Source organism: Actinomadura chibensis NBRC 106107 (assembly GCF_001552135.1).
Taxonomy (GTDB): Bacteria; Actinomycetota; Actinomycetes; order Streptosporangiales; family Streptosporangiaceae; genus Spirillospora; species Spirillospora chibensis.
The window spans coordinates 19,183-42,809 of the sequence record NZ_BCQP01000060.1; the positions used below are offsets into that span (position 1 = coordinate 19,183).

Annotated in this window: 17 protein-coding genes; 12 read left to right on the forward strand and 5 right to left on the reverse strand. The window is 70.3% G+C overall.

The genetic code is table 11. The features are described 5' to 3' along the window. Positions 1-16: 16 nt before the first annotated feature. The 10 genes from ACH01S_RS32190 to ACH01S_RS32235 all read left to right on the forward strand — a co-directional run bounded on the left by ACH01S_RS32190 (position 17) and on the right by ACH01S_RS32235 (position 13,455). Positions 17-847, forward strand: coding sequence for a nucleic acid/nucleotide deaminase domain-containing protein (locus tag ACH01S_RS32190; RefSeq protein ID WP_067900396.1), 831 nt, complete (start codon positions 17-19; stop codon positions 845-847). A gap of 62 nt (positions 848-909) precedes the next feature. Next, a complete protein-coding gene (locus ACH01S_RS32195; protein ID WP_067900399.1) occupies positions 910-4,002 on the forward strand; it encodes a DEAD/DEAH box helicase in 3,093 nt (1,030 codons plus the stop codon). 229 nt (positions 4,003-4,231) lie between these two features. Continuing rightward, positions 4,232-4,417 carry a hypothetical protein gene (locus ACH01S_RS43970; RefSeq protein ID WP_148344214.1) on the forward strand — a complete coding sequence of 62 codons (186 nt, stop codon included), beginning with the start codon at positions 4,232-4,234 and terminating at the stop codon, positions 4,415-4,417. Between the two features lie 160 nt (positions 4,418-4,577). Next, a complete protein-coding gene (locus ACH01S_RS32205) occupies positions 4,578-5,345 on the forward strand; it encodes a glutamate ABC transporter substrate-binding protein (RefSeq protein WP_067900563.1) in 768 nt (255 codons plus the stop codon). A gap of 53 nt (positions 5,346-5,398) precedes the next feature. Continuing rightward, positions 5,399-6,058, forward strand: coding sequence for a hypothetical protein (locus ACH01S_RS32210; protein ID WP_067900403.1), 660 nt, complete (start codon positions 5,399-5,401; stop codon positions 6,056-6,058). Between the two features lie 120 nt (positions 6,059-6,178). Beyond that, the gene (locus tag ACH01S_RS32215; protein WP_246236535.1) at positions 6,179-7,237 is read left to right on the forward strand and encodes a helix-turn-helix domain-containing protein; all 1,059 of its coding nucleotides are present in this window, start codon (positions 6,179-6,181) and stop codon (positions 7,235-7,237) included. Positions 7,238-8,103: 866 nt separating this feature from the next. Continuing rightward, a complete protein-coding gene (locus ACH01S_RS32220) occupies positions 8,104-8,970 on the forward strand; it encodes a Sco1979 family transcriptional regulator (RefSeq protein ID WP_246236534.1) in 867 nt (288 codons plus the stop codon). 53 nt (positions 8,971-9,023) lie between these two features. Beyond that, a complete protein-coding gene (locus ACH01S_RS32225) occupies positions 9,024-9,641 on the forward strand; it encodes an alpha-ketoglutarate-dependent dioxygenase AlkB (RefSeq protein ID WP_067900413.1) in 618 nt (205 codons plus the stop codon). 164 nt (positions 9,642-9,805) lie between these two features. After that, the gene (locus tag ACH01S_RS32230; RefSeq protein ID WP_246236533.1) at positions 9,806-12,760 is read left to right on the forward strand and encodes an AAA family ATPase; all 2,955 of its coding nucleotides are present in this window, start codon (positions 9,806-9,808) and stop codon (positions 12,758-12,760) included. Next, complete coding sequence (locus tag ACH01S_RS32235; RefSeq protein ID WP_067900417.1) at positions 12,757-13,455, forward strand: maleylpyruvate isomerase family mycothiol-dependent enzyme; 699 nt, start codon at positions 12,757-12,759, stop codon at positions 13,453-13,455. The genes ACH01S_RS32230 and ACH01S_RS32235 overlap by 4 nt, the downstream gene beginning before the upstream one ends. A gap of 154 nt (positions 13,456-13,609) precedes the next feature. On the opposite strand, the gene ACH01S_RS32240 is transcribed toward ACH01S_RS32235, so the two are convergent. Next, positions 13,610-13,819, reverse strand: coding sequence for a DUF397 domain-containing protein (locus tag ACH01S_RS32240; RefSeq protein ID WP_218010474.1), 210 nt, complete (start codon positions 13,817-13,819; stop codon positions 13,610-13,612). 533 nt (positions 13,820-14,352) lie between these two features. Beyond that, entirely contained in the window at positions 14,353-15,225 is an 873-nt protein-coding gene (locus ACH01S_RS32245; protein WP_067900424.1) for a helix-turn-helix domain-containing protein, read from the reverse strand. A gap of 800 nt (positions 15,226-16,025) precedes the next feature. Between ACH01S_RS32245 and ACH01S_RS42785 the strand changes: the two genes are divergently transcribed. Next, a complete protein-coding gene (locus ACH01S_RS42785; RefSeq protein ID WP_083981387.1) occupies positions 16,026-18,014 on the forward strand; it encodes a cyclic nucleotide-binding domain-containing protein in 1,989 nt (662 codons plus the stop codon). Between the two features lie 136 nt (positions 18,015-18,150). Here the strand turns inward: ACH01S_RS42785 and ACH01S_RS32260 are convergent, their stop codons facing one another. After that, complete coding sequence (locus ACH01S_RS32260; protein ID WP_067900566.1) at positions 18,151-19,479, reverse strand: sensor histidine kinase; 1,329 nt, start codon at positions 19,477-19,479, stop codon at positions 18,151-18,153. A gap of 192 nt (positions 19,480-19,671) precedes the next feature. On the opposite strand from ACH01S_RS32260, the gene ACH01S_RS32265 reads away from it, so the two are divergent. Then, positions 19,672-20,565 (forward strand): LysR family transcriptional regulator, encoded by an 894-nt coding sequence (locus ACH01S_RS32265; protein ID WP_067900434.1) that lies wholly within the window; start codon positions 19,672-19,674, stop codon positions 20,563-20,565. Between the two features lie 22 nt (positions 20,566-20,587). Here the strand turns inward: ACH01S_RS32265 and ACH01S_RS32270 are convergent, their stop codons facing one another. Together ACH01S_RS32270 and ACH01S_RS32275 are read right to left on the reverse strand one after the other, a co-directional pair. Continuing rightward, complete coding sequence (locus ACH01S_RS32270; RefSeq protein WP_083981393.1) at positions 20,588-21,607, reverse strand: glycerophosphodiester phosphodiesterase; 1,020 nt, start codon at positions 21,605-21,607, stop codon at positions 20,588-20,590. A gap of 200 nt (positions 21,608-21,807) precedes the next feature. Next, complete coding sequence (locus ACH01S_RS32275; RefSeq protein WP_246236532.1) at positions 21,808-23,505, reverse strand: adenylate/guanylate cyclase domain-containing protein; 1,698 nt, start codon at positions 23,503-23,505, stop codon at positions 21,808-21,810. Positions 23,506-23,627: the final 122 nt, after the last annotated feature.

Genomic DNA, 23,627 nt, shown 5'->3' on the forward strand with positions numbered 1-23,627 from the left:
CTGCCAGACTGGACCGATGAGGGAAGACCTGACGACCCGCCTCACCGAGCACTTCGGCGCCCTGCGCGCCGTCGACCCGGCGCCCGTCCCCGAGACGGCCCGCCCCGCCCTCGCCGCCGGACTGCCCGTCCAAGTCCCGCCGTATTTCTACGCCACCGACGACGAACCCCTCACGCTCGGCGAATACGCGGCCTCGATAGACGCCCCGCACCTCCCGCCCGAAAAGGCCGCCTGGTGCCGCCTGGGCACCGACCAGGGCGCCGAAATCTGCATAACCCCCACCGGCGCGATCGAAGCCGTCTTCGTAGTCGCCGACGTCGCCCCAATGCACGTGAACGCCGACGCGGCATCCTTCCTGGAATCACTCCTGGCCCTGGACGAGGCGCTCCCGACCCTCCGCTCCCCCGGCTCGCAGGACCCGGTCGAAGTCTTCCGCGCCCTCCGCACCCGCCTCCTCCAAATAGACGCCCCCGCCCTCGACGACGACGAATCCTGGTGGTCCCGCGTCCTGGAACTCATCCGCCACGCCCTGAGCTTCCCCGCCTCCGTCGCCTTCGAAATAGAAGAACCCGACGGCACCAAACACATCGAGACCGAAGAAACCCGCGTCGGCGTCGAACACCCCGAACACACCCTCTGGGAACGCCTCTCCGCCCAGGGCGTCCACCCCGACCAGGTGACCCGCGTCTACACCGAACTAGAACCCTGCTTCATGCCCGGCAACTACTGCGCCATGTGGCTGAACCTCTTCCCCAACGCCGACTTCACCTACAGCCACGACTACGGCCCCACCGCCCAAAACCGAGAAGCCGGCCTCCTAGACCTAATCCAATCCACCACCACCTAACCCGCCTGGCCGAGTCTCCAGTTATCGGCGTTTCTGTCGGGGACGTCCCCTACCGTTGGCCCATGGCTGAGCTTGCCCCGGGTATCTACGAGCAGGTGGTCACCGCCGAGCTTCAACGGCGGCTGGAGGCAGTTGACGGCGCCCTCGTCCATCGCGACGACCTGAACAAGGTCGACGCCGAAGAGCTACTCGTCCGACACCTGGCAACCCAACTCCGCCGCGCCCTCAGAATCGCCGGAGGACAGCAGGCCGACATCGCCGACCAGGTAGCTGCCGCCAACCGCATCAGCCATGCGATTGCTTCTGTGGTGCCGGAGGCGGCGAGCGGCGACGACCTTCTCGCTACGAGTCACGACGTGTTGCTCGCCATTGCCGAAGGTCGGTTGCCGGACGGTGCCGTCGCCTTCCCGGAACGACCAGACGTCCCCTTGACCTCCAGCGCCCTGCTGGTCAACGGGCGCGAGCAGCCGCAGATCGGGCGTGAGGTCGTCAAGGAGCTGGCCTCCGCCGATCGGGTCGATCTCCTGATCGCCTTCGTCAAGTGGCACGGCCTTCGGCTCATCGAGGACGCCCTGCAAAGCTTCCTCTCCCGCGGCGGAAAATTGCGGGTCATCACTACGACCTACATGGGCGCGACGGAACTTCGCGCGGTCGAAAGACTCGTCTCCATGGGCGCCGAGGTGGCCGTCTCATATGAGACGCATCGCACCCGACTACACGCCAAAGCTTGGCTTTTCCATCGGAACTCGGGTCTGGATACCGCCTATGTCGGCTCGTCCAATCTGTCGCGGACGGCGATGCTGGACGGGGTGGAGTGGAACGTGCGGCTGGCTCGGGCCGAGCAACCACATCTGGTCGATACGTTCGCGGCGACCTTCGAGGACTACTGGAACGACCCCGCCTTCGAGCTGTACGACCCTGAACGCGACCACCAGCGTCTTGCGGCCGCACTCGCCAGCGAGCAAGGCGACCAGCGGAACCTTCCGCTTCAGGTGGCCAACATTGATGTCGTCCCACGGCCCTACCAGCAGGAAGTTCTCGACGTGCTGCAGGCTGCACGGGAGAACCACGGCCACTGGCGCAACCTCGTCGTCATGGCAACGGGCACTGGCAAAACCATAGTGGCCGCTCTTGACTACAAGCGTCTTCGCGAAACCGGGAAAGTGGACTCGCTTCTCTTTGTCGCCCATCGTAAAGAGATCTTGGCGCAGAGCCTCGCCATGTTCCGCACCGTACTGAAGGACGCGACCTTCGGAGAACTGCTGGTGGATGGGGATCGTCCAACGCAGTGGCAACACGTGTTCGCGTCCATCCAATCACTCAGATCCCTTCCCCATCTCGCCTCTGATCGTTTCGACATGGTGATCGTGGACGAGTTCCACCATGCGGCAGCACGCTCCTACGCTGAACTTCTCGACAGCATCACCCCAGTTGCCCTGCTCGGGCTCACCGCGACTCCCGAGCGTGCCGATGGCGAAGACATCCTGCATTGGTTTGACGGGCAGCGTCCCACTGCCGAGCTTCGCCTGTGGGAAGCGCTGGAGCGCGGCATGCTCGTGCCATTCCATTACTTCGGCATCCACGACGATGTAGATCTCTCGGACGTGTCTTGGCGAAGTGGCCATTATGATGCCCAGGAACTCACCGGGCGCTACATCCGCCATGATGCGCGCGTCTCCGTGGTCGTCGAAGCCTTGGAAAGAAAGCTCGATGATCTGGCGGCAATGAAGGCCGTCGGTTTCTGCGTGAGCATCGCGCATGCGGAATTCATGGCCGCCCGATTCACGCAGCGAGGGATTCCTGCCCTTGCTGTCACGTCAAAGATGACGGCTCAGGAGCGCGCCACCGCTCTCCAGAAACTCCGCAGTGGCGAGAGCAAGATAGTGTTCACCGTTGATCTGTTCAACGAGGGTGTGGACGTCCCTGACATCAACACCGTTCTGTTCCTCAGACCGACCGAGAGCGCCACCGTCTTCCTGCAGCAATTGGGGCGCGGCCTCAGACTTACCAGCAACAAGCCCGTCCTCACTGTGCTGGATTTTGTTGGCCTGCAGCGCAAGGAATTCCGGTTCGATAGACGGTTTACCGCGCTGACCGGAAAGCGCCGTGGGCAACTAGAGCATGAGATAGAGGCCGGTTTCCCCACCCTGCCCGCTGGCTGCTCCATCGATCTCGACCGCGAGGTCAGCAAGATCGTCCTCGCTAATATCAAGCAGACTTTGAGCCTTCGCTGGAAGGACCTTGCCTCCGAACTGAGAGAACAAGGCGATGTGTCGCTGAGCGACTTTCTCGACCGCAGCGGGCGGGAGGTCGAGGATCTCTACCGCGGCACCAGAGGCGGGTGGGCGGCGTTGCGTCGGGATGCAAATCTCGATTATCGGCCGGTCCCGTCTGCAGAGGACGACACCAGCCAGCGCAAAATGATCAGTCGGTTGCTTCACATCAACGACCCAGAACGCCTCACCTTCCTTCGCGATCTTCTCAGCCGACCGACCCCGCCCAGCCTTGCCGAGGCGACCCTTCAGGAACGGCTGTTGCTCTCGATGCTGAACACGGCCTTCGATGCGCGCAAGGATCTCAGCGCAGTGGAACGGCATCTGGCCCGATTGTGGATCAACTCCGCGCGCCGCGAAGAACTCCTCGAAGTGATCGACATTCTCTATGCGAGAATCGATCGCCTCACACCGGCCATCCCGGAGGTCTCCGACCTGCCGCTACGGCTCCATGCCCGCTACACCCGGGGGGAGGCGCTTGCTGCGTTTGGGCTGGAGGTCTCGGGTTACATGGTCGCCGGTGTCCAGTGGTTCCCCGATCTGCAAGCGGACGTCTTCCTCGTCACGATCAATAAGAGCGAGGCGCAGTTCACCCCGTCCACGATGTACAACGACAGGGCGATCAGCCAGACGCTCTTCCAGTGGGAATCCCAGGGCCGGACGCGGGAACGCTCGGAGACCGGGCAGCGGTACATCAACCATGCTGCGCGTGGCTCGACCGTCCACCTGTTTCTGCGTGAAGAGAAGGAAGACGCCTACGACTACGCCGGGCCCATGACGTACCTTTCGCACGAAAGTGAGCGGCCGATGCGCATCGTCTGGAAGCTGACCTATCCGCTTCCGGCAGATGTCTTTCACTACGCCAAGGTGAACACCGGCTGACACTTGCGCCAGGCATGGGGTTCGGTCTGTAGTTGGTCCATCACGCTTAGCGTGCCGATGCAGGCACGTCGTCCTGAAAGGGAGCAGGTGGTGGGTAGTGGCGGATGAAGTGGCCCCAGGGGACCAGGGCCCGGATGGGGAAGGGTCTTGGTTGGGGCGGGGGGTTGCTCTGTTTACGCCTGTGTTCGCTGTGGCCGCCGGGTGGTTGGCCGGGGTTGTGGCGCAGGCTGTGCCTGGGGCTCATCTGGACGAGGGGCAGGTGACCGCGTTCATGGTGGCGGGGACCACGGCCGCGCTCGGGGCCGGGTGGAAATGGTTGCAGGGGTGGCAGCAGCACGAGAGGTTCGTGGCGGAGGGGAAGGCCGCGCCGGTACGGAGCAGCCGGGAGCGGAAGCGGAAGCGGGGTAAGGGCTGAGCTTGGGCTTGGCGCCGCTGTTTGAGAATGGCGGTTTGGCCGCTTGAAGTGTGGCGTTTTGGTGGGCGACATATTGCGGTCGCGGGCAGAACATGTGGCGTTCATCTGTTGATCGCGTCGTGGTTGTAGCCATGGGCGGGTGCGGTCCGTATTCGGGGTCATGGTTTTGAGCGTCGCGCTCGTCGGGTGCACGGTGGCGCAGGCTTCGGTTTCGGGGGACGGGGTCATCGTCGTCGGCGTCAAGGCGGACCAACCGGGTCTCGGGTACCGGCAGCAAGGGGTGTTCCGCGGGTTCGAGGTCGATGTGGGCACCTATATCGCGCGGCGACTCGGGGCGTCGCGGGTGCGGTTCCGGGAAGTGCGGTCGGACAACCGGGAACAGAAGCTGAACGACCATTCCGTCGACCTTGTGCTGGCGTCGTACTCGATCACGCCCGACCGGGCGAAGCTGGTGACGTTCGGCGGGGCCTATTACGTCGCGCATCAGGATGTGATGGTGCGTAGCGGCGAGACCACGATCCGCAGTGTGCGCGACCTGGCGGGGCGGCGGATGTGCCAGGCGAGCGGTTCGGTTTCGACGGAGCGGGTCGTGAAGGGGTTGAGCATTCCGGCGAGGCTCGTGCCGGGGTCGTCCTATAGCGACTGCGTGGCGAAATTGCGCGCCGGGGCGGTCGACGCCGTTTCCACCGGGGATCTGGTGCTGGCGGGATTCGCGGCGAGCGACCTGCACATCCTCAACCAGCCGTTCACCGACGAGAGTTATGGCGTCGGGATGCGCAAGGGCGAGATCGACAGGTGCGAGAAGGTCAACCGGGCCATCACCACCATGTACCAGGACGGGACGGCCGCCAAGCTCCTGCGCAAGTGGTTCGGGAAGAGCCGCATCCCGCTGGTCGACGAGGTCCCGCAGTTCGAGGGCTGCTCGTAGGGGGTCGGCGGACGGCGGCTCGGAATGTCGGAGGCGCCGCCTAGGGTGGCGGCGTGGCTGAGGACAGGGTCGTTTGGGACGAACTCCGCACGGCGGGCTTCCTGCATGCCCTGCGGGACGCGCACCGGGAGGCCACGCTGGTCCTGTTCGGGGGGCTGAGCCGGGCCGCGGGGTTCAAGGAGCGGACGTACGGGGTCGGCGCGTTCGAGTTGCTGGAGAGCCATCTCGACCGCGTCTTCAAGCGCGACCTGGCGGAGACGGTCGTGCGGGACGACCTCAACGGGTCCCCCGGGTGGCGGTACGGGCCGTACCGGGTGCTGCTCAAGCGGCACGAGTTCGGGAACGTCCGGGCGATCCGGTGGGACCGGGACAGTCCCACCAAGCAGGCGGTGGCGCGGCAGGGGTACGTCGACGATCCGCAGTTGGAGCTGCCGCTCGGGATCCAGCGCGACACGCCCGGGGTGATCACGCTGGTCCTCGCGCACAGCGCCAGCGAGGAACCGCTGGAAATGGAGCTTTTCCTGGGGCGTCCCAGGTGGAACGCGGACGGAGGTACGGCCTGGCACTGGATACGTGAGATCGACGACGCCATCGGGCCTGATCCACGTCGTAAGCTCGTCGAGCGGACCATGCCGCTCTGGGACGACGCCGACGACGAGGATGGCGCCGACGACGTCCCCATGCGGCTCCGCAGGGAGACGAGATCGGCCTGACAACGACATCGGCCCGGCAGACCGGATCGGACGCACCGGCGAGGTCGGCCTGGTATTGAGGTCGGCTTGACGGCAGGATCGGGTCGGCGACGAGGATCGGGTTAGCAAAGGGTGGCGCGGGTGCTGTTCGACTGCGAGCGGCTGACGCTCGCCAGGCGGCTCAGGGGCCTGCGCAAGAACCAGCTCGCGGAGGCCGTCGGGACGACGCCGAAGGCGATCGGGCGGTACGAGGCCGGGGTGCAGCGGCCCGATGAGCCGACCGTGAAACGCCTGGCGGTAGCGCTCGGCGTGCCCGTGGCGTTTTTCGGCGGCGGGCGGAGCCCGGTGTCGCTGGACGGCGCCCATTTCCGCTCGCTGCGCTCGACCAGCCAGATCGAGCGCGACCAGGCGCTCGCGTACGGGCGCATCGCCACGGACGTCGTCGCCGCGCTTGAGCGACTTGTCGACCTGCCCGAGGTGGAGCTGCCGGAGTACGTCGTCCCGCCGGACGAGATCGCCGGGAGCGGGCCCGTGGAGGCGGCCAGGCTGGCGCGCAAGGCGCTGGTCGCCGAGCCCGGACCGGTGCCCCACGTGGTGCGGCTGCTGGAGGCGCACGGCGTGGTCGTGCTCGTGCTGCCGGACGCGGCCGAACGGGTGGACGCGTTCAGCGTCGGCGTCCATCCGCGCCCGATGGTCTTCTTCAATCCGGCCAAAGGCGATTACTGGCGTAACCGTTTCGACGGCGCGCACGAGCTCGGCCATTTGGTGATGCACGCCGACGCCGAGCCCGGCGAGAAGATCGTCGAAGATCAGGCGCACCGGTTCGCCGCGGAATTCCTCATGCCCGCGGACGAGATCGGCGACGAACTGCCGAACCGGGCCGACTGGGAACGGCTCGCCGAGTTGAAGGCGGTCTGGGGCGTCAGCATGGCGGCGCTCCTCTATCGGGCGCGCACGCTCGGCGTGATGAAGGAGCCCGCGTACCGGACGGCGATGTCCGCGCTGAGCTCGCGGGGATGGCGGCGGCAGGAACCGGGCCCGACGCGCCCGCTCGAACAACCGACGATGCTGACCCGCGCGCTGGAGATCGTCGCGACAGCGGGCACGGACCGCGACGGAATAGCCGCCTTGGCCCACGTGACCAGAGCCGATCTGGACCTTCTCGTCCCCCACCGCCGCCCCCTCCCCAACAACGCCTGACACCCACAAACGACCGCACCGCAACCCGCCCCGAGCCGCCAAACACGGGAAGCACAGGGTGGCCGACTGACGGTCAGCTCTGAGGGCCCCACGTCCAACCCGGCAACGGAACTGGGAAGGGCGCCAGCAGCCAGCACCGCCCGGCCAGCCGGGTGCGCGCAAAGGAACCGCCACGGCACCCGTCCGGAGAAACCACCGCAGCGACGTGCCCGCAGCAAACCCGGCGATCAACCCGGAGTGGGCCACGCATGCAGGCGCAGAAAGGCGTGGGCGACCTGACGGTCAGCCCGGAGCAAGCCATGACCAACGCGGTAGTGGGCACGAACGGGCCCTGTACCAACCCAGAGCCGGGTTGCCAGGCGGGTGCAGAGAAGCAAGGAAGAACGCCCCAAGAGCCGACCCAACTGCCTGCCCGCAGCGGGCCAGCGGTCAACTCAGGGAGCGGACGCTGAACGGGCAACGGGCGCGGGAGCAACCCCGGTGACCTACGGGGCGGTGTGGGAACCGACCCTGCGGGCTACGGGGCGGGTGCGGGAGTGGGCTCGGTGGGCGGCGTGAGGCGGGTGCGGGAACTGATCGTGTGGCTGGCGGGGAGGTGGGTGTGGGATCCACTCGGGGGGCGTCGGGGGGTGAGTGGTTCGGGGTGGGCGTGGGGAGCGGGGCGGGGATGTTCGGTGCGGGGTTGGAAAGGCGGTGGAGGGCCTCGGGGAGGGTGGGTAATGGGTGTTCTCGCCAATCATGCCGATGATGTGATTTGTAAAGCGGGGGCGGGAGTGACATATCTCTGACGCGAGGTCTCCTGCGCGTCCGGCAATGCCTGTGAGACCCTCCGAGGGTCGTCGTGGCGTACGAGCGCTGGAGAAAAAGTGCTGGACAATCGGGAGGCAGGTCCGACCGCGCTGCGCATGCAGATCGGCGCGCGGCTGCGTCGGATGCGGGAGGACAGGGGCATCGGGCGGGCCGAGGCCGGTGCGGCGATCCGCGGCTCGGAGTCCAAGATGTGCCGACTCGAACTGGGACGGCACGGCTTCAAGCTCCGCGACGTCCTGGACCTGCTGGATCTCTACGGCATCGATGACGAGGACGAGCGGGAGAGCTTCGTCGAGCTCGTCCAGGAGGCGAAGAAGCCGGGCTGGTGGCAGAGCTACGGCGATGTCGTGCCGAGCTGGTTCGAGCAGTATGTCGGCCTTGAGCAGTCGGCGACGACGATCCGCTCCTACGAGGTGCAGTACATCCCGGGCCTGCTCCAGACGCAGGAGTACGCGCGGGCCGTCATCGGGCTGGAGCATTTCGACGCGGGCTACGACGGGCTCGACCGGCGGCTCACGGTGCGGATGACGCGGCAGAAGATCCTGTTTCGCCCGGTCGCGCCGGTGCGGTTGTGGACGGTCATCGACGAGGCGGCGCTGCGCAGGCCGATCGGCGGGACGGCGACGATGCGCGCCCAGATCGAGCACCTGATCGCCGTCGCGGAGGCGCTGCCGAACGTGAACGTCCAGCTGCTGCCGTTCACGGCGGGCGGGCACCTCGCGCTCGGCGGGCCGGTCACGATCGTCCGGTTCGGGGCGGACGAGCTGGACGACGTCGTCTACCTCGAACAGCTCACCAGCGCCCGCTACCCGGAGGGCCGGGAGGCCGAGCGCTACAAGCACATCATGGACCTGCTCGCGATCCGGGCCGCGCCGCCCGCGCGCAGCATCGCGCTGCTCAAGGACCTGGCGATGGAATTCTGAGTTCGACGCCGCCAACTCGAACACTTGTTTGATTCAGCGGGTACAGTGGAGGCATGTTCCAGGCTTCACTGCTGGACGACACGGACGAGCGCGGTCCGCGTCCGCTGAGCGACGCGCGGCGGACGCGGCTGTCCGGCGGCGCCTGGGTGGACGTCCTGCCCGGCTGGATCCCCGGGGCGGACGCGCTGTTCGAGCGGTTGCTGGAGACCGTCCCGTGGCGGGCGGAGCGGCGGCACATGTACGACCGGGTCGTGGACGTCCCGCGCCTGCTCGCCTTCTACGACGAGGGCGAGCCGCTGCCCGACCCCGTCCTGGACGAAGCGAAGTCCGCGCTGGACGACCACTACGCAAGCGAACTGAAAGAACCGTTCCGTACGGCGGGCCTCTGCCTGTACCGGGACGGACGCGACAGCGTCGCCTGGCACGGCGACCGGATAGGAAGGGGCGCCTCTGAAGACACCATGGTCGCGATCCTGTCGGTGGGAACGCCCCGGAGCCTGCTCCTCCGGCCACGCGGCGGCGGCGCGACCGTCCGCCACGAGCTGGGGCACGGCGACCTGATCGTGATGGGCGGAAGCTGCCAGCGCACCTGGGAACACGCCATCCCGAAGAGCGCCCGCGTGACCGGCCCGCGGATCAGCGTGCAGTTCAGGCCCCGCGGAGTCCGCTGACCACGACCACCAAGCCACGACCACCAAGCCACCGGCCAGGGCTCGGGCGGGCGCGTGGAAGGGGTGCGGAAGGGAGGTAAGCGAGCGGCATCGGGCCGCAGGGACAGGTCACCTCATGGCACCATAACGGTGATTCGGGAGGAGGCCCGTTGCTTCGTCTGGTCGTGTCTCAGACCTCTCCGGGGGCGTATCGCACGGTACTGGACGCGCTGCAGGCGCCGATCCCGCCGTTCTCACCCCCCGGACGGCACATCCTGATCGAGCCCGGCCAGTATCCGAACACCGGGTTCCGCAGTTCGGGCGACTTCGTGCTGACGGCCGTCGGCGGGCCGGGGTCGGTCACGCTGGACGGCGCCACCGACGCCACGATCGAGCTGACCGGCAACGTGACGCTGCAGGGCCTCGTCATCCGGAACTGGAGCGCGGAGGGCGCCGCGCTGGACGTCTCCGAGGGCAGCGTCCTCGCCGAGCAGTGCCAGTTCGTGAGCCGGTCCGAGGCCGTGGCGGTGCGGGCGTGGAACGGCGGGCGGCTCGCGCTGAAGAACTGCCGGGTGCAGGACGGCGCGGTCGTGTACTCGGCCGCGTCCGGGGTGATGGAGTCCACCGACGTCGCCGGGCCGGACGGCAACGCGGTCGCGATCCGGATGGGCAGCGCGGTCACGATCCGGTCCTGCCGGATCGAGGGCGCGGGCGGCAGCGGCATCTGGGTGACCGAGGGGTCCAGGCCGCTGATCGAGCAGTGCACGGTGACGGGCGCCGGGGCGGCGTCCGTCCTGGTGGACGACCGGGCGGACGCGGCGGTCCGCAACTCGGCGCTGCACGGGTCGGGGCAGTGCTCGCTCGTCGTCCGCGACAACGCGAACGCGCTCGCCGAGGACTGCCTGATCGCGGACGCGACGCTGGAGGCCGTGTGGGTGACCGCCGGCGGGACGCTGACCGCGCGGCGCGTCCGGTCCGAGTCGCCGCGCCGCACCGGCATCGCCGTCGAGGAGGCCACCGCCACCTTCGAGGACTGCGAGGTCGTCGAGGCGGCGCTGAACGGCGTGTACGTCGGCGCGCGGGGCCGCGCCACGTTCCTGCGCGGCCGGGTGGAGCGCTCGACGGTCGGCGTCCTCGTGGGCACCGGCGGCGACGGGACGTTCGACCGCACCATCGTCGCGGACAGCACGACGTTCGGGGTGAACGCCGACCCCGGCTCGGACCTGCTCCTGCGCGACTGCTCGATCCTGAACAGCGGCGGGTCGGGCGTCCTCGCGGCGCGTTCGGCGCGCGTCCACACGGAGCGGCTGACGAGCGAGGGGAACGCCGTTCCGGACTCGTTCGACTTCGAGCCGGAGGAGCCGCCGACCGCGCAGGTGCGCGAACCGGAGGCGACCGGGGGCGCGGGCCCCGTCCCGCCGAAGGGCGCGGGGCGCGGGCCGGGCGCGGGCCCGGCCGGCGGCGGCGGCGAAGGCACGGCCGACGCGCTGCTCGCCGAACTGGACGCGATGGTCGGCCTCGCCGGGGTGAAACGCGAGATCAGGAAGCTGACGAACCTGCAGAAGGTGGCCGAGCAGCGGCGCCTCGCCGGGCTGCCGCCGGGCCCGGCGATCGGCCGCCACATGGTGTTCGCCGGTCCGCCCGGCACGGGCAAGACGACCGTCGCGCGCCTGTACGGGCGCATCCTCGCGGCGCTCGGCGTCGTCGCGAACGGCCAGGTCGTCGAGGTGAGCCGGGCCGATCTCGTCTCGGAGAACGTGGGCGGGACGGCGTTGAAGACGACCGCCGCGTTCGACCGGGCGCGCGGCGGGGTGCTGTTCCTGGACGAGGCGTACGCGCTGTCCCGCAAGACGTCCGGCACCGACTTCGGGCAGGAGGCCATCGACACCCTCGTCAAGCTCATGGAGGACCACCGCGACGAGGTCGTCGTCATCGCCGCCGGATATTCGGCGGAGATGCGCGAGTTCCTCGCCGCGAACCCGGGCCTGAAGTCGCGCATCTCCCGGACGGTGGAGTTCGAGAACTACAGCCCCGCCGAACTGCTCCAGATCACCGCCGCGCAGGCGGAGAAGGACGGCTACCGGCTGTCCGACGACGCGCGCGACGCGATCCTCGACCATTTCAAGTCCGTCCGGCGGGACGCGACGTTCGGCAACGGCCGGGCCGCGCGCCGGGTGTTCGAGGCGGCGGTGGAGCGGCAGGCGCAGCGCCTCGCCGACCTCGCCGAGCTGCCGTCCGGCGCGGAGCTGAGCCTGCTCCTCGCCGAGGACCTGGACGTCGAGACGGGCCTCGCCGCGCGGTTCGGTGAGGCCCGCGACTCCGACCAGGTCGCGCACGTCCTCGGCAGGCTGATCGGGATGACCGGGCTCGCGGAGGTCAAGCAGGAGATCAGCGACCTGCTGGACCTGCTCGCCTCGTCCCGGCGCCGCCGCGAGGCCGGGCTGGAGGCCGAGCCGTTCACCGGGCACCTGGTCTTCGCCGGTCCGCCGGGCACGGGCAAGACGACGGTCGCGCGGCTGTACGGAGAGCTGCTGGCGGCGCTCGGCGTCCTCGCGCAGGGGCAGGTCGTCGAGGCGGCGCGGGTCGACCTCGTCGGGCAGTACGTGGGGCACACCGCGCAGAAGACGGCGGAGGTGTTCGAGCGGGCGCGCGGCGGCGTCCTGTTCATCGACGAGGCGTACACACTGTCGCGGCCCGTCGACAGCGGGCACGACTTCGGGCTGGAGGCGATCGACACGCTCGTCAAGCTGATGGAGGACCACCGCGACGAGGTGATCGTGATCGCCGCCGGGTACTCGTCCGAGATGGACGGCTTCCTCGCCGCGAACCCGGGTCTGGCCTCCCGGTTCGCGCGGACGCTGACGTTTCGTCCCTACGACGTCGACGGGCTCGTGTCGATCTTCCTCGGCAAGGCGGAGGCGGCGGACTACCTCGTCCCGGAGCCGACGCGGGAGGCCCTCGTCGCGCACCTCGAAGCGCACCGCGACCGGTACCGGGAGGGCAACGGCCGCGAGGTCGACAAGCTGTTCCGGTCGGCGGTCACCGCGCACGCCCGCCGCACCGAGCAACTCGCGGGCGGCGGCACGGAACTGACGACCGAGCAGCTCTCCACCCTCCTTCCGGCGGACATCGCGCCGTGACCAGGGTCGAGCCGCTCGCCACGATCACGGCCGCGACGCGGGCGCTGCTCGTTACGGCGGCGCGGCTCGACGACGCGGCGTGCCGGGCGCCGTCGCTGCTGCCGGGGTGGACGCGCGGGCACGTCCTCACCCATGTCGCGCGCAACGCCGACGGCGGGACGCGGCTGCTGACCTGGGCGAGGACGGGCGTCGAGTCCTACGAGTACCCGAGCGCGGAGGCCCGGGCGGCCGAGATCGAGGAGGGCGCGGGACGCCCCGCGGCCGCGCTCGTCGCGGACGTGCGGGAAAGCGCCCGCCGGTTCGCCGACGCCTACACGCTGATGCCGGATGAGGCGTGGGAGCGAGTCGTCCAGTGGACGTCGGGCGTCCGGCATCCCGCCGCGCGGGCGTCGGACGCGCGGCTGACCGAGGTGCTCGTCCACCACGTCGACCTGGACGCCGGGTTCACGCCCCGCGACTGGCCCGCCGACTTCACGGCCCGGATGCTCGGCAGCGTGGTCGCCTCGTTCGCCCGCCGGGACGACGCGCCCGACCTGCGGCTGCACGCCACCGACACCGGGCGCGACCTCGGCAGCGGCGGCGGCGAGCACGTCGTCGCGGGGACGGAGGCGTCCCTGCTCGCCTGGCTGATGGGACGTTCGTCCGGCGCCGACCTGACCGGCGCCGAGGGGATCGCGCTCCCGTTCCTCTACTGAGACGGCGGCCCCGCCTCCGCCGCCTCCGCCGCGCCCGCGTCCCCGCACTTTCGGGCGATTTCCGGCGCGATTGTCAGGAGTGCACAGTCAAGCCGTCGCGCGACGGTTTATGTGCACAGTTTTCCAGGACGGTCCGGTAAAAGCGTCGCGGGACTCAACGGCAGTCCAGTTCGCCGCTCTGGATCGCCGACACCAGCGCATTCCACTGTGCAGAATCGAGCGCCAGGACGCCCGCCGCGGTATCGCGCGAATCCCGGACCAGCACCGACGGGCCGAGGGCCGCCACCTCGACGCATTCGTCGTTGGTCTGGCTCTGGCTGCCCTTGCGCCAGGACAGCGCCGCCACTTGTTTCGACAGGTTCACGATCCAGCAACCCTCCATCCGATGCCGGCGGGTGCCGTCTCGCCATCCGATCGGGCAAGAACACCCGCCGGGCGAGCACCAAGCAGGGCACAAGAAACCACGACCTTGTGGATAATTTCCCGATCACGAGTGTAAACGGTTCCTGTTATTCCGCCTACACGGGACCACAAGATCACGCTGCGTGCTATGCGGGCCACTCGCCTTGTAGGTGCCTTGCGCGGCTGTCACCTCCGGTGGCGTCGGGGAGGAGTGATACGACGATTTCGCGGTGAAACGGAGTTACGGCGGTCGAGTCAGGCAGCGGCCCCTCGGGCCGGGCCCGGCGGGCCGTCGAGTCGGGCTGGCGGATCGTCGGGTCGGATCGGACGGCGTGGGGTCAGAGTCGGGGCGTCGAGCGGGGCATCGGGTCAGTGCGTCAATCGGGGCGTCGAGTCGGACGGCGGGGAGTCAGAGCATCGGGTCGGAGCGTTGAGTCGGACGGCGTTGAGTCGGACGGCGTCGGGTCAGAGCGTCGAATCGGGTGGGTCGTCGGGTCAGCTCATCAGGTCTTCGGCGGCCTGGCGGAGCAGCGCGATCGACTCGTCGGCCGACAGCGCCGTCTCGCGGAGCTCCTCGAAGGTGTCGCGGTATTCGGGGATCTTCTCGTGGTCGCCGGTGAGCATCACGCTGGTGCCGGGCCGTCCCTCGAGGTAGAGGACGTCGTCGAGATCGCCGTCGAACTCAAGGATGCTGAAGGGGCCGTCGAGCCCGGGGTGCGCGCCCGCGCTGAACGGGATGACCCGGACGGTCACGAGGTCGTCGCGCTCGGCGTCGTCGGCGATGCGGTGGAGCTGGTTGGGCATGATCGCGGGATCGGTGGTGATGCCGATGTGCCGGCGGATGACCGCCTCGTCGATGATGTAGTGCTGCCGCGGCGGGTTCCGCCGCCGGGCGAGCTCCTTCTGCCGCTGGATGCGGAGCTTCACCGCGAGGACCCGGGACCGCTCGGGCGCCCTGCCGGTGGCCAGCACCTCCGCGTATTCGGGAGTCTGCAGCAGCCCGGGGACGACCGTCCCGTGGAACTGCCGGATGTAGGCCGCGCCCGCCGAATAGCCCACGTAGTTGAGGAAGCTCGGATTGAGCTCGCCCTTGTATTCGTTCCACCAGGCGGGCTCCCGCGCGCCGCGGGCCAGGGCCTGCAGCCGTTCCTGCCGTTCCTCCGAGGTGACGCCGTACACCGCCAGCAATGCCTGCAGATCGGTGCGGGTGATGGAGTTCTTACCGCCCTCGACCCGGATGAGCTTCGACGGGGACCATTCGAGTTCGCCGGCGACGTGCTCCTGCGTCAGGCCCTTCTCTTTCCGCAGTCGGACGAGTTCGGCCCGCAGAAGCGCGCTCTGGACGATCGGCCCCTGGTCACTGGTCATCTCAATCGCTCACTCTATGTAGTCGACGCCACTAGGCCGTATGCAATCCGGCAGCTCGCCACCTAGCACGGTACGTCACGCCATCGCGCCACCTGACGTCGCCCCCGCGAGCCCTACTCAAGAAACAGACCCCGTCATATCGCCCATAACTCTGGTCTGAAGCTTCCAGACTGCTGCATGCCCGTAGGCCATGTTGTAATGTGCTAGATAGCAAACTACCAGACTCCGGTATGACAGCGGGCGCGCTGCTACCAGAGGACACGGGCGGCCTGACTCAGGGTGACGCCCGGACGGGGAGGGACGCGACGCGACACCGACTTTTCGGCATCACCAGGAACAGAGAATAGAGTCGCCCGCCGCCTCCCGACGATCACCGGTAGCGAGCCAGGCCGATCGGAGGGAAAGCGGAGAGCGACTCCTCGGGACCGCGTAGACCGTGGCGGCGGGCCTTTACCGGCACCCTGTGAAAACGCAGAAGGACCTGGGCTTGACCTGCCAAAACGTTCTCTGCGGACTCACCCAGTCTAGCCGCGATCACGCGCCGCGGGCTAGTAGGTGAAGGCGACTTCGGCACTCCGGACGATCCCCGGCCGACAATTCGGCCGACCGTTCCGAAGGCGTCCGAGGCGCAATTCGAAGCATGGGGTTCTCGATATGTCAGGACAACTGTTTCATCCCCCTACCTTTGACATCCGCCCCACGAGGAACATCGACCCGTCGAGCCGCATCCACCCTGCGGGCGGCCGCCGCCCCGCGAGCCCAGCGTCCGCCGCCCGGCCGGACGCCAGTCGGGTGCGGTGATGGACGAGCACACCCGACACCACGACCCGGACCAGATCGTCCCCTCCGAACTCGACGCCGCCGCCGACCGGCACCCCGTCCGACCGGCGAGCGCCACCGAGCACCGGGCCGACGCCACCGAGCACCAGGCGGACGCCACCGACCACCGAACCGCCACCGCCCCCGGCGGCACCCGCCCCGGAGCCGCACACCAAGGAACCGCACACCCCAGAACCGCACGTCCCACTACCGGCCACCCCGGCACCGGTCATCCCAGCACCGGCCAGCCAGGCACCAGTCATCACAGGACCGGCCAACCCGAGACCGGCCAGCCAGGATTCGGTCATCCCGGCGGCGGCCAGCCAGGAGCTGGCCATCCCGGCACCGGACAGCCCGGCGGCGGCCAGCCAGGAGCTGGCCATCCCGGCACCGGACAGCCCGGCGGCGGTCATCCCAGGACCGGCCAACCCGGCACCAACCAACCCGGCAGCGGGCAGCCCGGCACCAGCCAGCTCGGGACTGAGACCGGGCAGTACGGGGGCGGGCAGGGGCATGGGTGGACGGGGGTCGGGGGGCAGGCCGTCGCGCGGCGGGGCGGGGCGACCGTTCCGGCGGGCGGTCCGGCGGGCGGTCACCCCGTTCTGACGCCTCCGCTCCAGGGCTTCTGGGGCGCCCTCACCGAGACCGAGCAGGACGCGCTGCTCGCCATCGCGCAGGAGGTCGTCTACCCCGTCGGCACGATCCTGTGGGCCGAGGGCCAGGCCGCCGACCAGGCGGTCGTGATCCAGGCCGGGTCGGTCAGGGTCTCGGTGAACCGGGACGGCCACGAGCGCATCATCGCGTTCCGCCGTCCAGGCGACATCATCGGCGAGCGCGCCGCCCTGCTGATGCGGCGCCGGTCGGCCACGATCGTCGCGATGGGGACCGTCCGCGGCCTGCGGATGACGACCCAGCCCTTCGCCGCCTACCTGAGCGACCATCCGCGGGTGGTCGACGTCCTCGAACGGGAGCTGTACGACCGGCTGACCGAGCAGTCCGGCCGGAGGCAGGCGGCGCCGTACGGGCCCGCCGCCCAGTACGGCTACGGCCCGCGCAACGGGTCCGGGATGCAGTACGCGCCCGGCACGACGCACGGCTACGAGACGGCGGCCGGATACACCGTCCAACCCGGTTACGCCGGACAGAACGGCTACGCGGCGCAGAGCGGGGTCGGGCACACCGGTGCCGCGGGCCTGTACGGGCAGCAGCGTTCCTACGCGACCGCGCCCATGCCGCTTCCCCCGGGCGAGCCGGACGGTCACGGCACGCACCTCGTCCCGGCTTCGAGCATCCCGTACGAGGACGACGACGAGGACAAGGCGACCCAGCCGATGGTGATCAGCCCGTCCCCCTACCCGTCCGCCCAGGCGGGACCGTCCTGGATGGGACGGAACTGCACCATCGCCTACACCGACATCGCGGGCTTCAGCGCGTCCCACCGCAACGACCGCGACCGTCTCGACATGCGGCGCGCCATGTACAGGCTGCTGCGCGAGGCGTTCGAGGAGTCCGGGGTGCCCTGGAGCGTCTGCTACCTGGAGGACCGCGGCGACGGGGCGCTGATCGTCGTCCCGCCCGAGGTCCCGACCGCCGCCGTCGTCGACGCCGTGATCGCGTCGCTGGCGCGGCGGCTGCGCCGGCACAACGAGAAGGCGAGCGTGCCGGTCCGCTTCCAGTTGCGGGTCGCGGTGCACGTCGGCCCGGTCATGCCCGACCCGCCCGGCATTTCGGGCTGGGCGCTGATCCGCACCGCCCGGCTGCTCGACGCGCGTCCGCTCAAGGACCGCCTCGCCGCGTCCGGAGCCGACCTCGGCTTCATCGCGTCCACCTTCGTCTACGAGTCCGTCATCGCCCACGGCCCCGGCTACGTGAACCGCGCCGAGTACGAGCCCATCAGCTGCAGGGTGAAGAAGCTCAAGACCGAAGGCTGGATCCACCTGTGCGGAGTGGGCGTGCAGTCCGCCGTGTGATCCGTCGATCCCGTCCTCCGCCTGACGCCGGCCCGTCCCCCGCACGGGCCGCCCTCGGCCCGACCAGATGCCCCGCGTGCCCCCGCGACGCGGGGTTTTCCGCTTCTCAGGGACCCCCGCCGCCCGCGCCGCCGTCCTAGCCGCCGCCCGCGCCGCCGTCGTCCTGGTCGCGCGGGATGCGCAGGACGAACCGGGCCCCCGAGTCGCTGTCCTCGATGGTGAGCGTCCCGCCGTGCATCTTCGCGATCTCGCGGGCGATGGGCAGGCCGAGCCCGGTGCCCGCCGGGTCGCGCGCCTTGCTGTCGGCGAGCCGCGCGAACCGCTGGAAGACCAGGTCGCGGTTCTCCTTCTGGATGCCCGTCCCGTCGTCGAGGACCTCCAGGACGGCCATCGAGTCCTCCCGCCGCACCGTGATGTCGATCCGGGACTGGGCGTGCCGCTCGGCGTTGTCCAGCAGGTTCGTCAGCAGCCGGACGAGCCGGAGCCGGTCGCCGTGCACCGTCACGCCGTCCTGCAGATGCGGGACGATCCGCTTCGTCCGGTCGGAGCGCGCCACCTCGATCGTGACGAGCGCGGCGAGGTCGATCGTCTCCGTCCCGTGCCAGGCGGCGGCGTCGAGGCGGGCGAGCTGCAGCAGGTCCGTCACGATCGCCTGGAGCCGCTCCAGGCTCTGCAGGACGGACCGCGCCACCCTCGGCCATTCGACGTCGTCCGGGTCGAGCAGCGCCTCCTCAAGCTGCGCGCGCGCGGCGGCGATCGGGCTGCGCAGGTCGTGGGACGCGTCCGAGGTGAAGCTCCGCTGCCGTTCCAGGGCGCTGTCGAGCCGGTCCAGGGTCGCGTTCGCGGCCTCGGCGAGGCGCCTGATCTCGTCCCGGTTCTCCGGCACCGTCACGCGGCGGCCCGACTCGCTCGCGGTGATCTCCGCCAGCTCGGCGCGGATCGCGTCCACCGGCGCGAGGGTCTGGTCGACCGTCCCCCAGGCGCGCAGGCTCACCAGCAGGGTGATCAGCAGCGAGAGGGAGATCAGGACCAGCAGGAGCGCCCCGCTGACGTACCAGGGGGTGTTGGGGGTGGCCGCGTAGACGAGCCAGTCCCCGCCCGGCTGGTAGACGCGGTACGCGAACACCCACATGCAGCCCTTCAGCCCGCGCGGCGGGCAGAGGACGCGGGTGCCGTAGATGTTCGTCGCCGCCGGGCGGAACCCGGCGATGGGCGAGCCGCCCAGCTCGTGGCGCGTCCCGGCGATCACCCGGCGGTCGCCGTCGAGGAGCTGCACGACGACCCCGTCCGGCGCGTCGAGCGGCCCCTCCATCGGCTTGCGGCGCACCTCGTAGGCGATCCGGACCGCCGCGGTGATCGCCTGGTTGCGCTTGTAGTCGCCCGCCCGGCCGTGCAGCCCGACGACGACCAGGGTGCTGAGGATGGCGCAGATCACGGCGGCGACCGTTCCGGCCATCACGGTCATCCGCACCCGTATGGACCATGTGCGCCGTCCGTTCACCCGACCTCCCGCTGGTGAGGTAATCACCGCCCAGATCGAAAACAGTCCTCTGAACAGCAGCGCAGCGCCCAAGAGAGACCAAAGAAATGGTGCGCGGGGGTACGGTCGTCCTAGAAGCTCCAGCGCTGGACCACACCGCTGTTAGCATCGCTCGTTATGGAGCTGCGCCAGCTTGAGTACTTCGTGGCGGTGACGGAAGAGGCGGGCTTCACCCGGGCCGCGGCCCGGCTGCACGTCGCACAGCCCGGGGTGAGCGCGCAGATCCGGCAACTTGAGCGGGAGCTCGGGCAGCCCTTGTTCGACCGGTCCGGACGGACCGTCCGGCTGACCGAGGCCGGGGAGGCCGTCCTCCCCTACGCGCGGGCGGCGCTCGCGGCGGTCGCGGGCGCGCGGCTCGCCGTGGACGAGCTGACGGGCCTCCTGCGCGGGCACGTCACGATCGGCACCATCGACTGGATCAGGTCCCTTGACCTGCCCGGACTCCTCGCCGGGTTCCATCGCGACCATCCGGACGTGGAGATCACCGTCGTCCAGGAGCAGGCGGCCGCGCTGACCGCCGGGCTGCGGGACGGCCGGATCGACCTCGCGTTCCTCAGCCTCGGCGCCGCCGCGCCGGACGGCATCGCGATCCGGGCCGTCATCGAGCAGGACCTCTACGCCGCCGTCCGGTCCGACCATCCGCTGGCGCGGCGGTCCACGGTCGCGTTGCGGACGCTCGCCGAGCACGACCTCATCTGCCTGCCGCAGGGCACCGGGGTGCGGTCCGTCCTGGACGAGGCGTGCGCCGACGCCGGGCTCCGTCCGCGCGTCGCGTTCGAGGCGGGCGAGCCGCCCGTGCTGGCGCAGCTCGCCGCGCACGGCCTCGGCGTCGCCGTGCTGCCCGAGTCGGCCGCCGTGGGCGGGCCGGGCGGGCTGCACGCGCTGCCGATCGTCCGGCCGCGGCTGACCGGGCGGATCGCGCTCGCCTGGCGCGCCGAGGGCCCGCGCGGACCGGCCGCGCGGGCCCTCCTCGCACGCGCCCGCGACCTGCTCCCCCACCCGGCGTCCTGACGCCGGGCCGCGCGGGGACCAGTCAGGCCGCGTTGCGGGCGGCGGACTCCTGGAGGACGCGGCGGAGCACGTCCGGCTTGTTGGAGATGACGCCGTCGACGCCGAGCCCGATCGCCTTGCGCATCGCGGCGGGGTCGTCGATCGTCCAGGTCTGGAGGTCCATCTTGGCCGCGTGGACCTTCTTCACGTAGGACGCGGTCAGGTCGCCGTACGGCGGGTTGATCTGGTCGGCGTAGGCGGCGAGCTTCGGCAGGTCGGCGGTCTTGGGCGTGCCGATCAGCCCGGTCGGGACCTTCGGCAGCTCGGCGTGGAACCGGCGCACCGACTCCCAGTCGAACGACTGGACGACGAGCCGCCGCTCGGCCGGGTCCGCCCGCAGCCAGGTCGGCGCCCCGCGCAGCGACGCGGCGATCCGCTTCTCGATGCCCGGGTACAGCTCCGGGCTCTTGATCTCCAGCAGCAGGCCGAGGCCGCGGCCGTCCATCTCGCTCAGCACCTGGTCGAGGGTGGGGACGCGCTCGCCCTTGAACTTCTTCCCGAACCAGGAGCCCGCGTCCAGCTTCTTGATCTCGGCGAGGGTGAACGCCGAGACCTTCCAGGACTTCCGGCCGGGGAACACCTGCTCCACGTTGGTCGTCCGGGTCAGGGTCGTGTCGTGCATGATGACGAGCTTGTGGTCCTTGGACTCCTGGACGTCGAACTCGAACACGTCCGCCTTCTTGTCCTTGGCGAGGCGGAACGCGGCGAGCGTGTTCTCCGGCGCGTAGGCGGACGCGCCGCGGTGCGCGACGTCCGTGACGTCCGTGGCGCCGGCCGCGGTCGGGGCGGCGACCGTGCGCGGACGCGGTTCGGGAGCGCCGGGCAGGGCCGCCCAGGGCGCGGGCGGCTCGGGCGCCCCTCGGAGCCCGGACTCGGGCGCCTTCCGAGGCGAGGACTGGAGCGGGGCGGCGGAAACGGGACCGGCGGTTGCGGGCGTCGCCGGGACGACGACCGCCGCCGAGGCGGTCACGGCGAACAGCGCGAGACGATTCCGACGGTGCATCTTCACCTCTCGGGAGCCGGGGCTTGACGCCCCCACCATCCGGGCGTCCCGTGACGCCGGAGTTACGGGCCGGTAGCGGACCGTGTACTACCGGCGACGATACGCAACGTGTCCGCGCGACTCCGGTCGGACACGGCCTCTTGGCCAGATCAGGAACCCGCCATGGCCATGTACGGCCCCGCCGCCGCGCCGGGTTCGCGCTACGCCCCGCCGTCGTCCGCGGGATCGTCGCCGGGACGGCCCTCCTTGGCGGACCTCGCCAGGACCAGGGCTCCGAAGAGCACCTTCCGGCTCCGCCGCAGCGCACGCGGCACGCTGACCCGACGCTCCGCACGCTTCGCCCGCTGCGGACGTTTCGCGCGTTTCGCTTCGGGCGCCGGTTCCGGGGACGGAGCCTGGGACGGGACGGCGCGCCGCGTCCGGGGCGTCCCCAGCCGGGTCGGACGGCTCCGTCCGCGCAGGGTCTCCGACCGGCCGAGCTCCCACCTGCCCGACTCGCACAGGTGCGCCAGCTCCAGGACGGCCGCCGACGCCAGCACCCGCGTCTTCTCGCGTTTCGCGAGGTCGCAGAGCCGGGCCGCCTCGTTCACCGGGTCGCCGATCACCGTGTACTCGAACCGCTCCTCCGCGCCGATGTACCCGGCGACGACCGGTCCTGCGGACACGCCGATGCCCGCGTCCAGCGTCGGCACCTCGGCGCGCAGCCGCAGCGCCAGCTCGCGGGCCGCGCCGAGCGCCGCGCCCGCCGAGTCCTCCAGCCGGGTGGGCGCGCCGAAGATGGCGAGCGCCGCGTCCCCCTCGAACTTGTTGATCCAGCCGCCGTGCCGCGCCACCACGCCCACCACGACGCCGAAGAACCGGTTGAGCAGGCCGACGACCTCGTCCGGGCTCCGCGTGTCGGCGAGCCGCGTCGAGCCGGTCAGGTCGACGAACAGGACGGCGACCTCGCGGGTCTCGCCGCCGAGCGTGATGTCGCCGCGCTCCAGCGCCAGGTCGGCGACCTCCTCCCCGACGTGGCGTCCGAACAGGTCGCGGAGCCGCTCGTGGTCGCGGAGCCCGGCGACCATGTGGTTGAACCCGGCCTGCAACTGCCCGACCTCGCTCGCGTCGTACACGTCGACCTCGGTGTCGAGGTCGCCGCGCTCGACCCGCGCCATGCCCGTCCGGACGGCCCTGATCGGGTCGGCGATCGCCCGCGTCGCCATGTAGGTGACGCAGCCGCCCGCGGCCAGCGCCGCGCCGCCCACGCCGAGGATCGTGATCGCGAGCTGGGTGACGTTGATGTCCGGCGCGGCCAGCGCGGCGACCGCGACGCAGATCAGCCCGGACACCGGGATCGCCGTCCCGAGCGTCCAGGCCAGCATCACCCGCGTCGTCACCCCCGGCAGCCCGACCGCCCGCGGCCGCTCCGCCGCGAGCACCAGCGCCGCGGCCGGACGCAGCAGCCGCTCCGACAGCAGGTAGACGATCGTGCCCGTGGTCGCCGCGCCGAGCAGGCAGGTCAGGCCGGTCTTCACCGCCAGCCGTCCGGTGAACAGGACGAGGTCGAGCGCCGCCCAGCCGAGCGCGCCGACCGCCCACAGCGCGCCGACGAGCAGGGTCAGCCGCAGCGGCCCCAGCAGGACGGCGCGCCGCTGCCGCCGGTCGGGCGTCCCGCCGTCCCGGACGAGCCGCACCACCGGCCGCCACAGCCGCAACCCGAGCAACAGCGCCACCGGCACCGCCACCACCGGATATCCGAAGAACGCCGCCGCGTTCACGAGGTGCGCGTGGTCGCGGTCGTCCAGCGGCGGGTCCGGGACGACGAACGTCGCGAACAGCAGCACGACCAGCGACCCGACCGCGTTGGCCACGCCCACGACCACGAGCAGCACCCACCGCACGCGGATCTCGAGCATGCTTCGGCTGGTCACCTGCGCGCCTCCGGAGGGATGGAACCGCTCAGCACGGATCATCCCACGGCGCGAAACGCCCCGACGGTGATCACCGCCGGGGCGTTCTCGACCGCCGCGCTCAGGCG

Excerpts from the sequence above, each read along its gene's own strand:
- ACH01S_RS32190 (WP_067900396.1), top strand. The coding sequence starts at position 17 with ATGAGGGAAGACCTGACGACCCGCCTCACCGAGCACTTCGGCGCCCTG.
- ACH01S_RS32195 (WP_067900399.1), top strand. The coding sequence starts at position 910 with ATGGCTGAGCTTGCCCCGGGTATCTACGAGCAGGTGGTCACCGCCGAG.
- ACH01S_RS32205 (WP_067900563.1), top strand. The coding sequence starts at position 4,578 with ATGGTTTTGAGCGTCGCGCTCGTCGGGTGCACGGTGGCGCAGGCTTCG.
- ACH01S_RS32225 (WP_067900413.1), top strand. The coding sequence starts at position 9,024 with ATGTTCCAGGCTTCACTGCTGGACGACACGGACGAGCGCGGTCCGCGT.
- ACH01S_RS32245 (WP_067900424.1), bottom strand. The coding sequence starts at position 15,225 with ATGACCAGTGACCAGGGGCCGATCGTCCAGAGCGCGCTTCTGCGGGCC.
- ACH01S_RS42785 (WP_083981387.1), top strand. The coding sequence starts at position 16,026 with ATGGACGAGCACACCCGACACCACGACCCGGACCAGATCGTCCCCTCC.
- ACH01S_RS32260 (WP_067900566.1), bottom strand. The coding sequence starts at position 19,479 with ATGACCGTGATGGCCGGAACGGTCGCCGCCGTGATCTGCGCCATCCTC.
- ACH01S_RS32265 (WP_067900434.1), top strand. The coding sequence starts at position 19,672 with ATGGAGCTGCGCCAGCTTGAGTACTTCGTGGCGGTGACGGAAGAGGCG.
- ACH01S_RS32270 (WP_083981393.1), bottom strand. The coding sequence starts at position 21,607 with ATGCACCGTCGGAATCGTCTCGCGCTGTTCGCCGTGACCGCCTCGGCG.
- ACH01S_RS32275 (WP_246236532.1), bottom strand. The coding sequence starts at position 23,505 with ATGCTCGAGATCCGCGTGCGGTGGGTGCTGCTCGTGGTCGTGGGCGTG.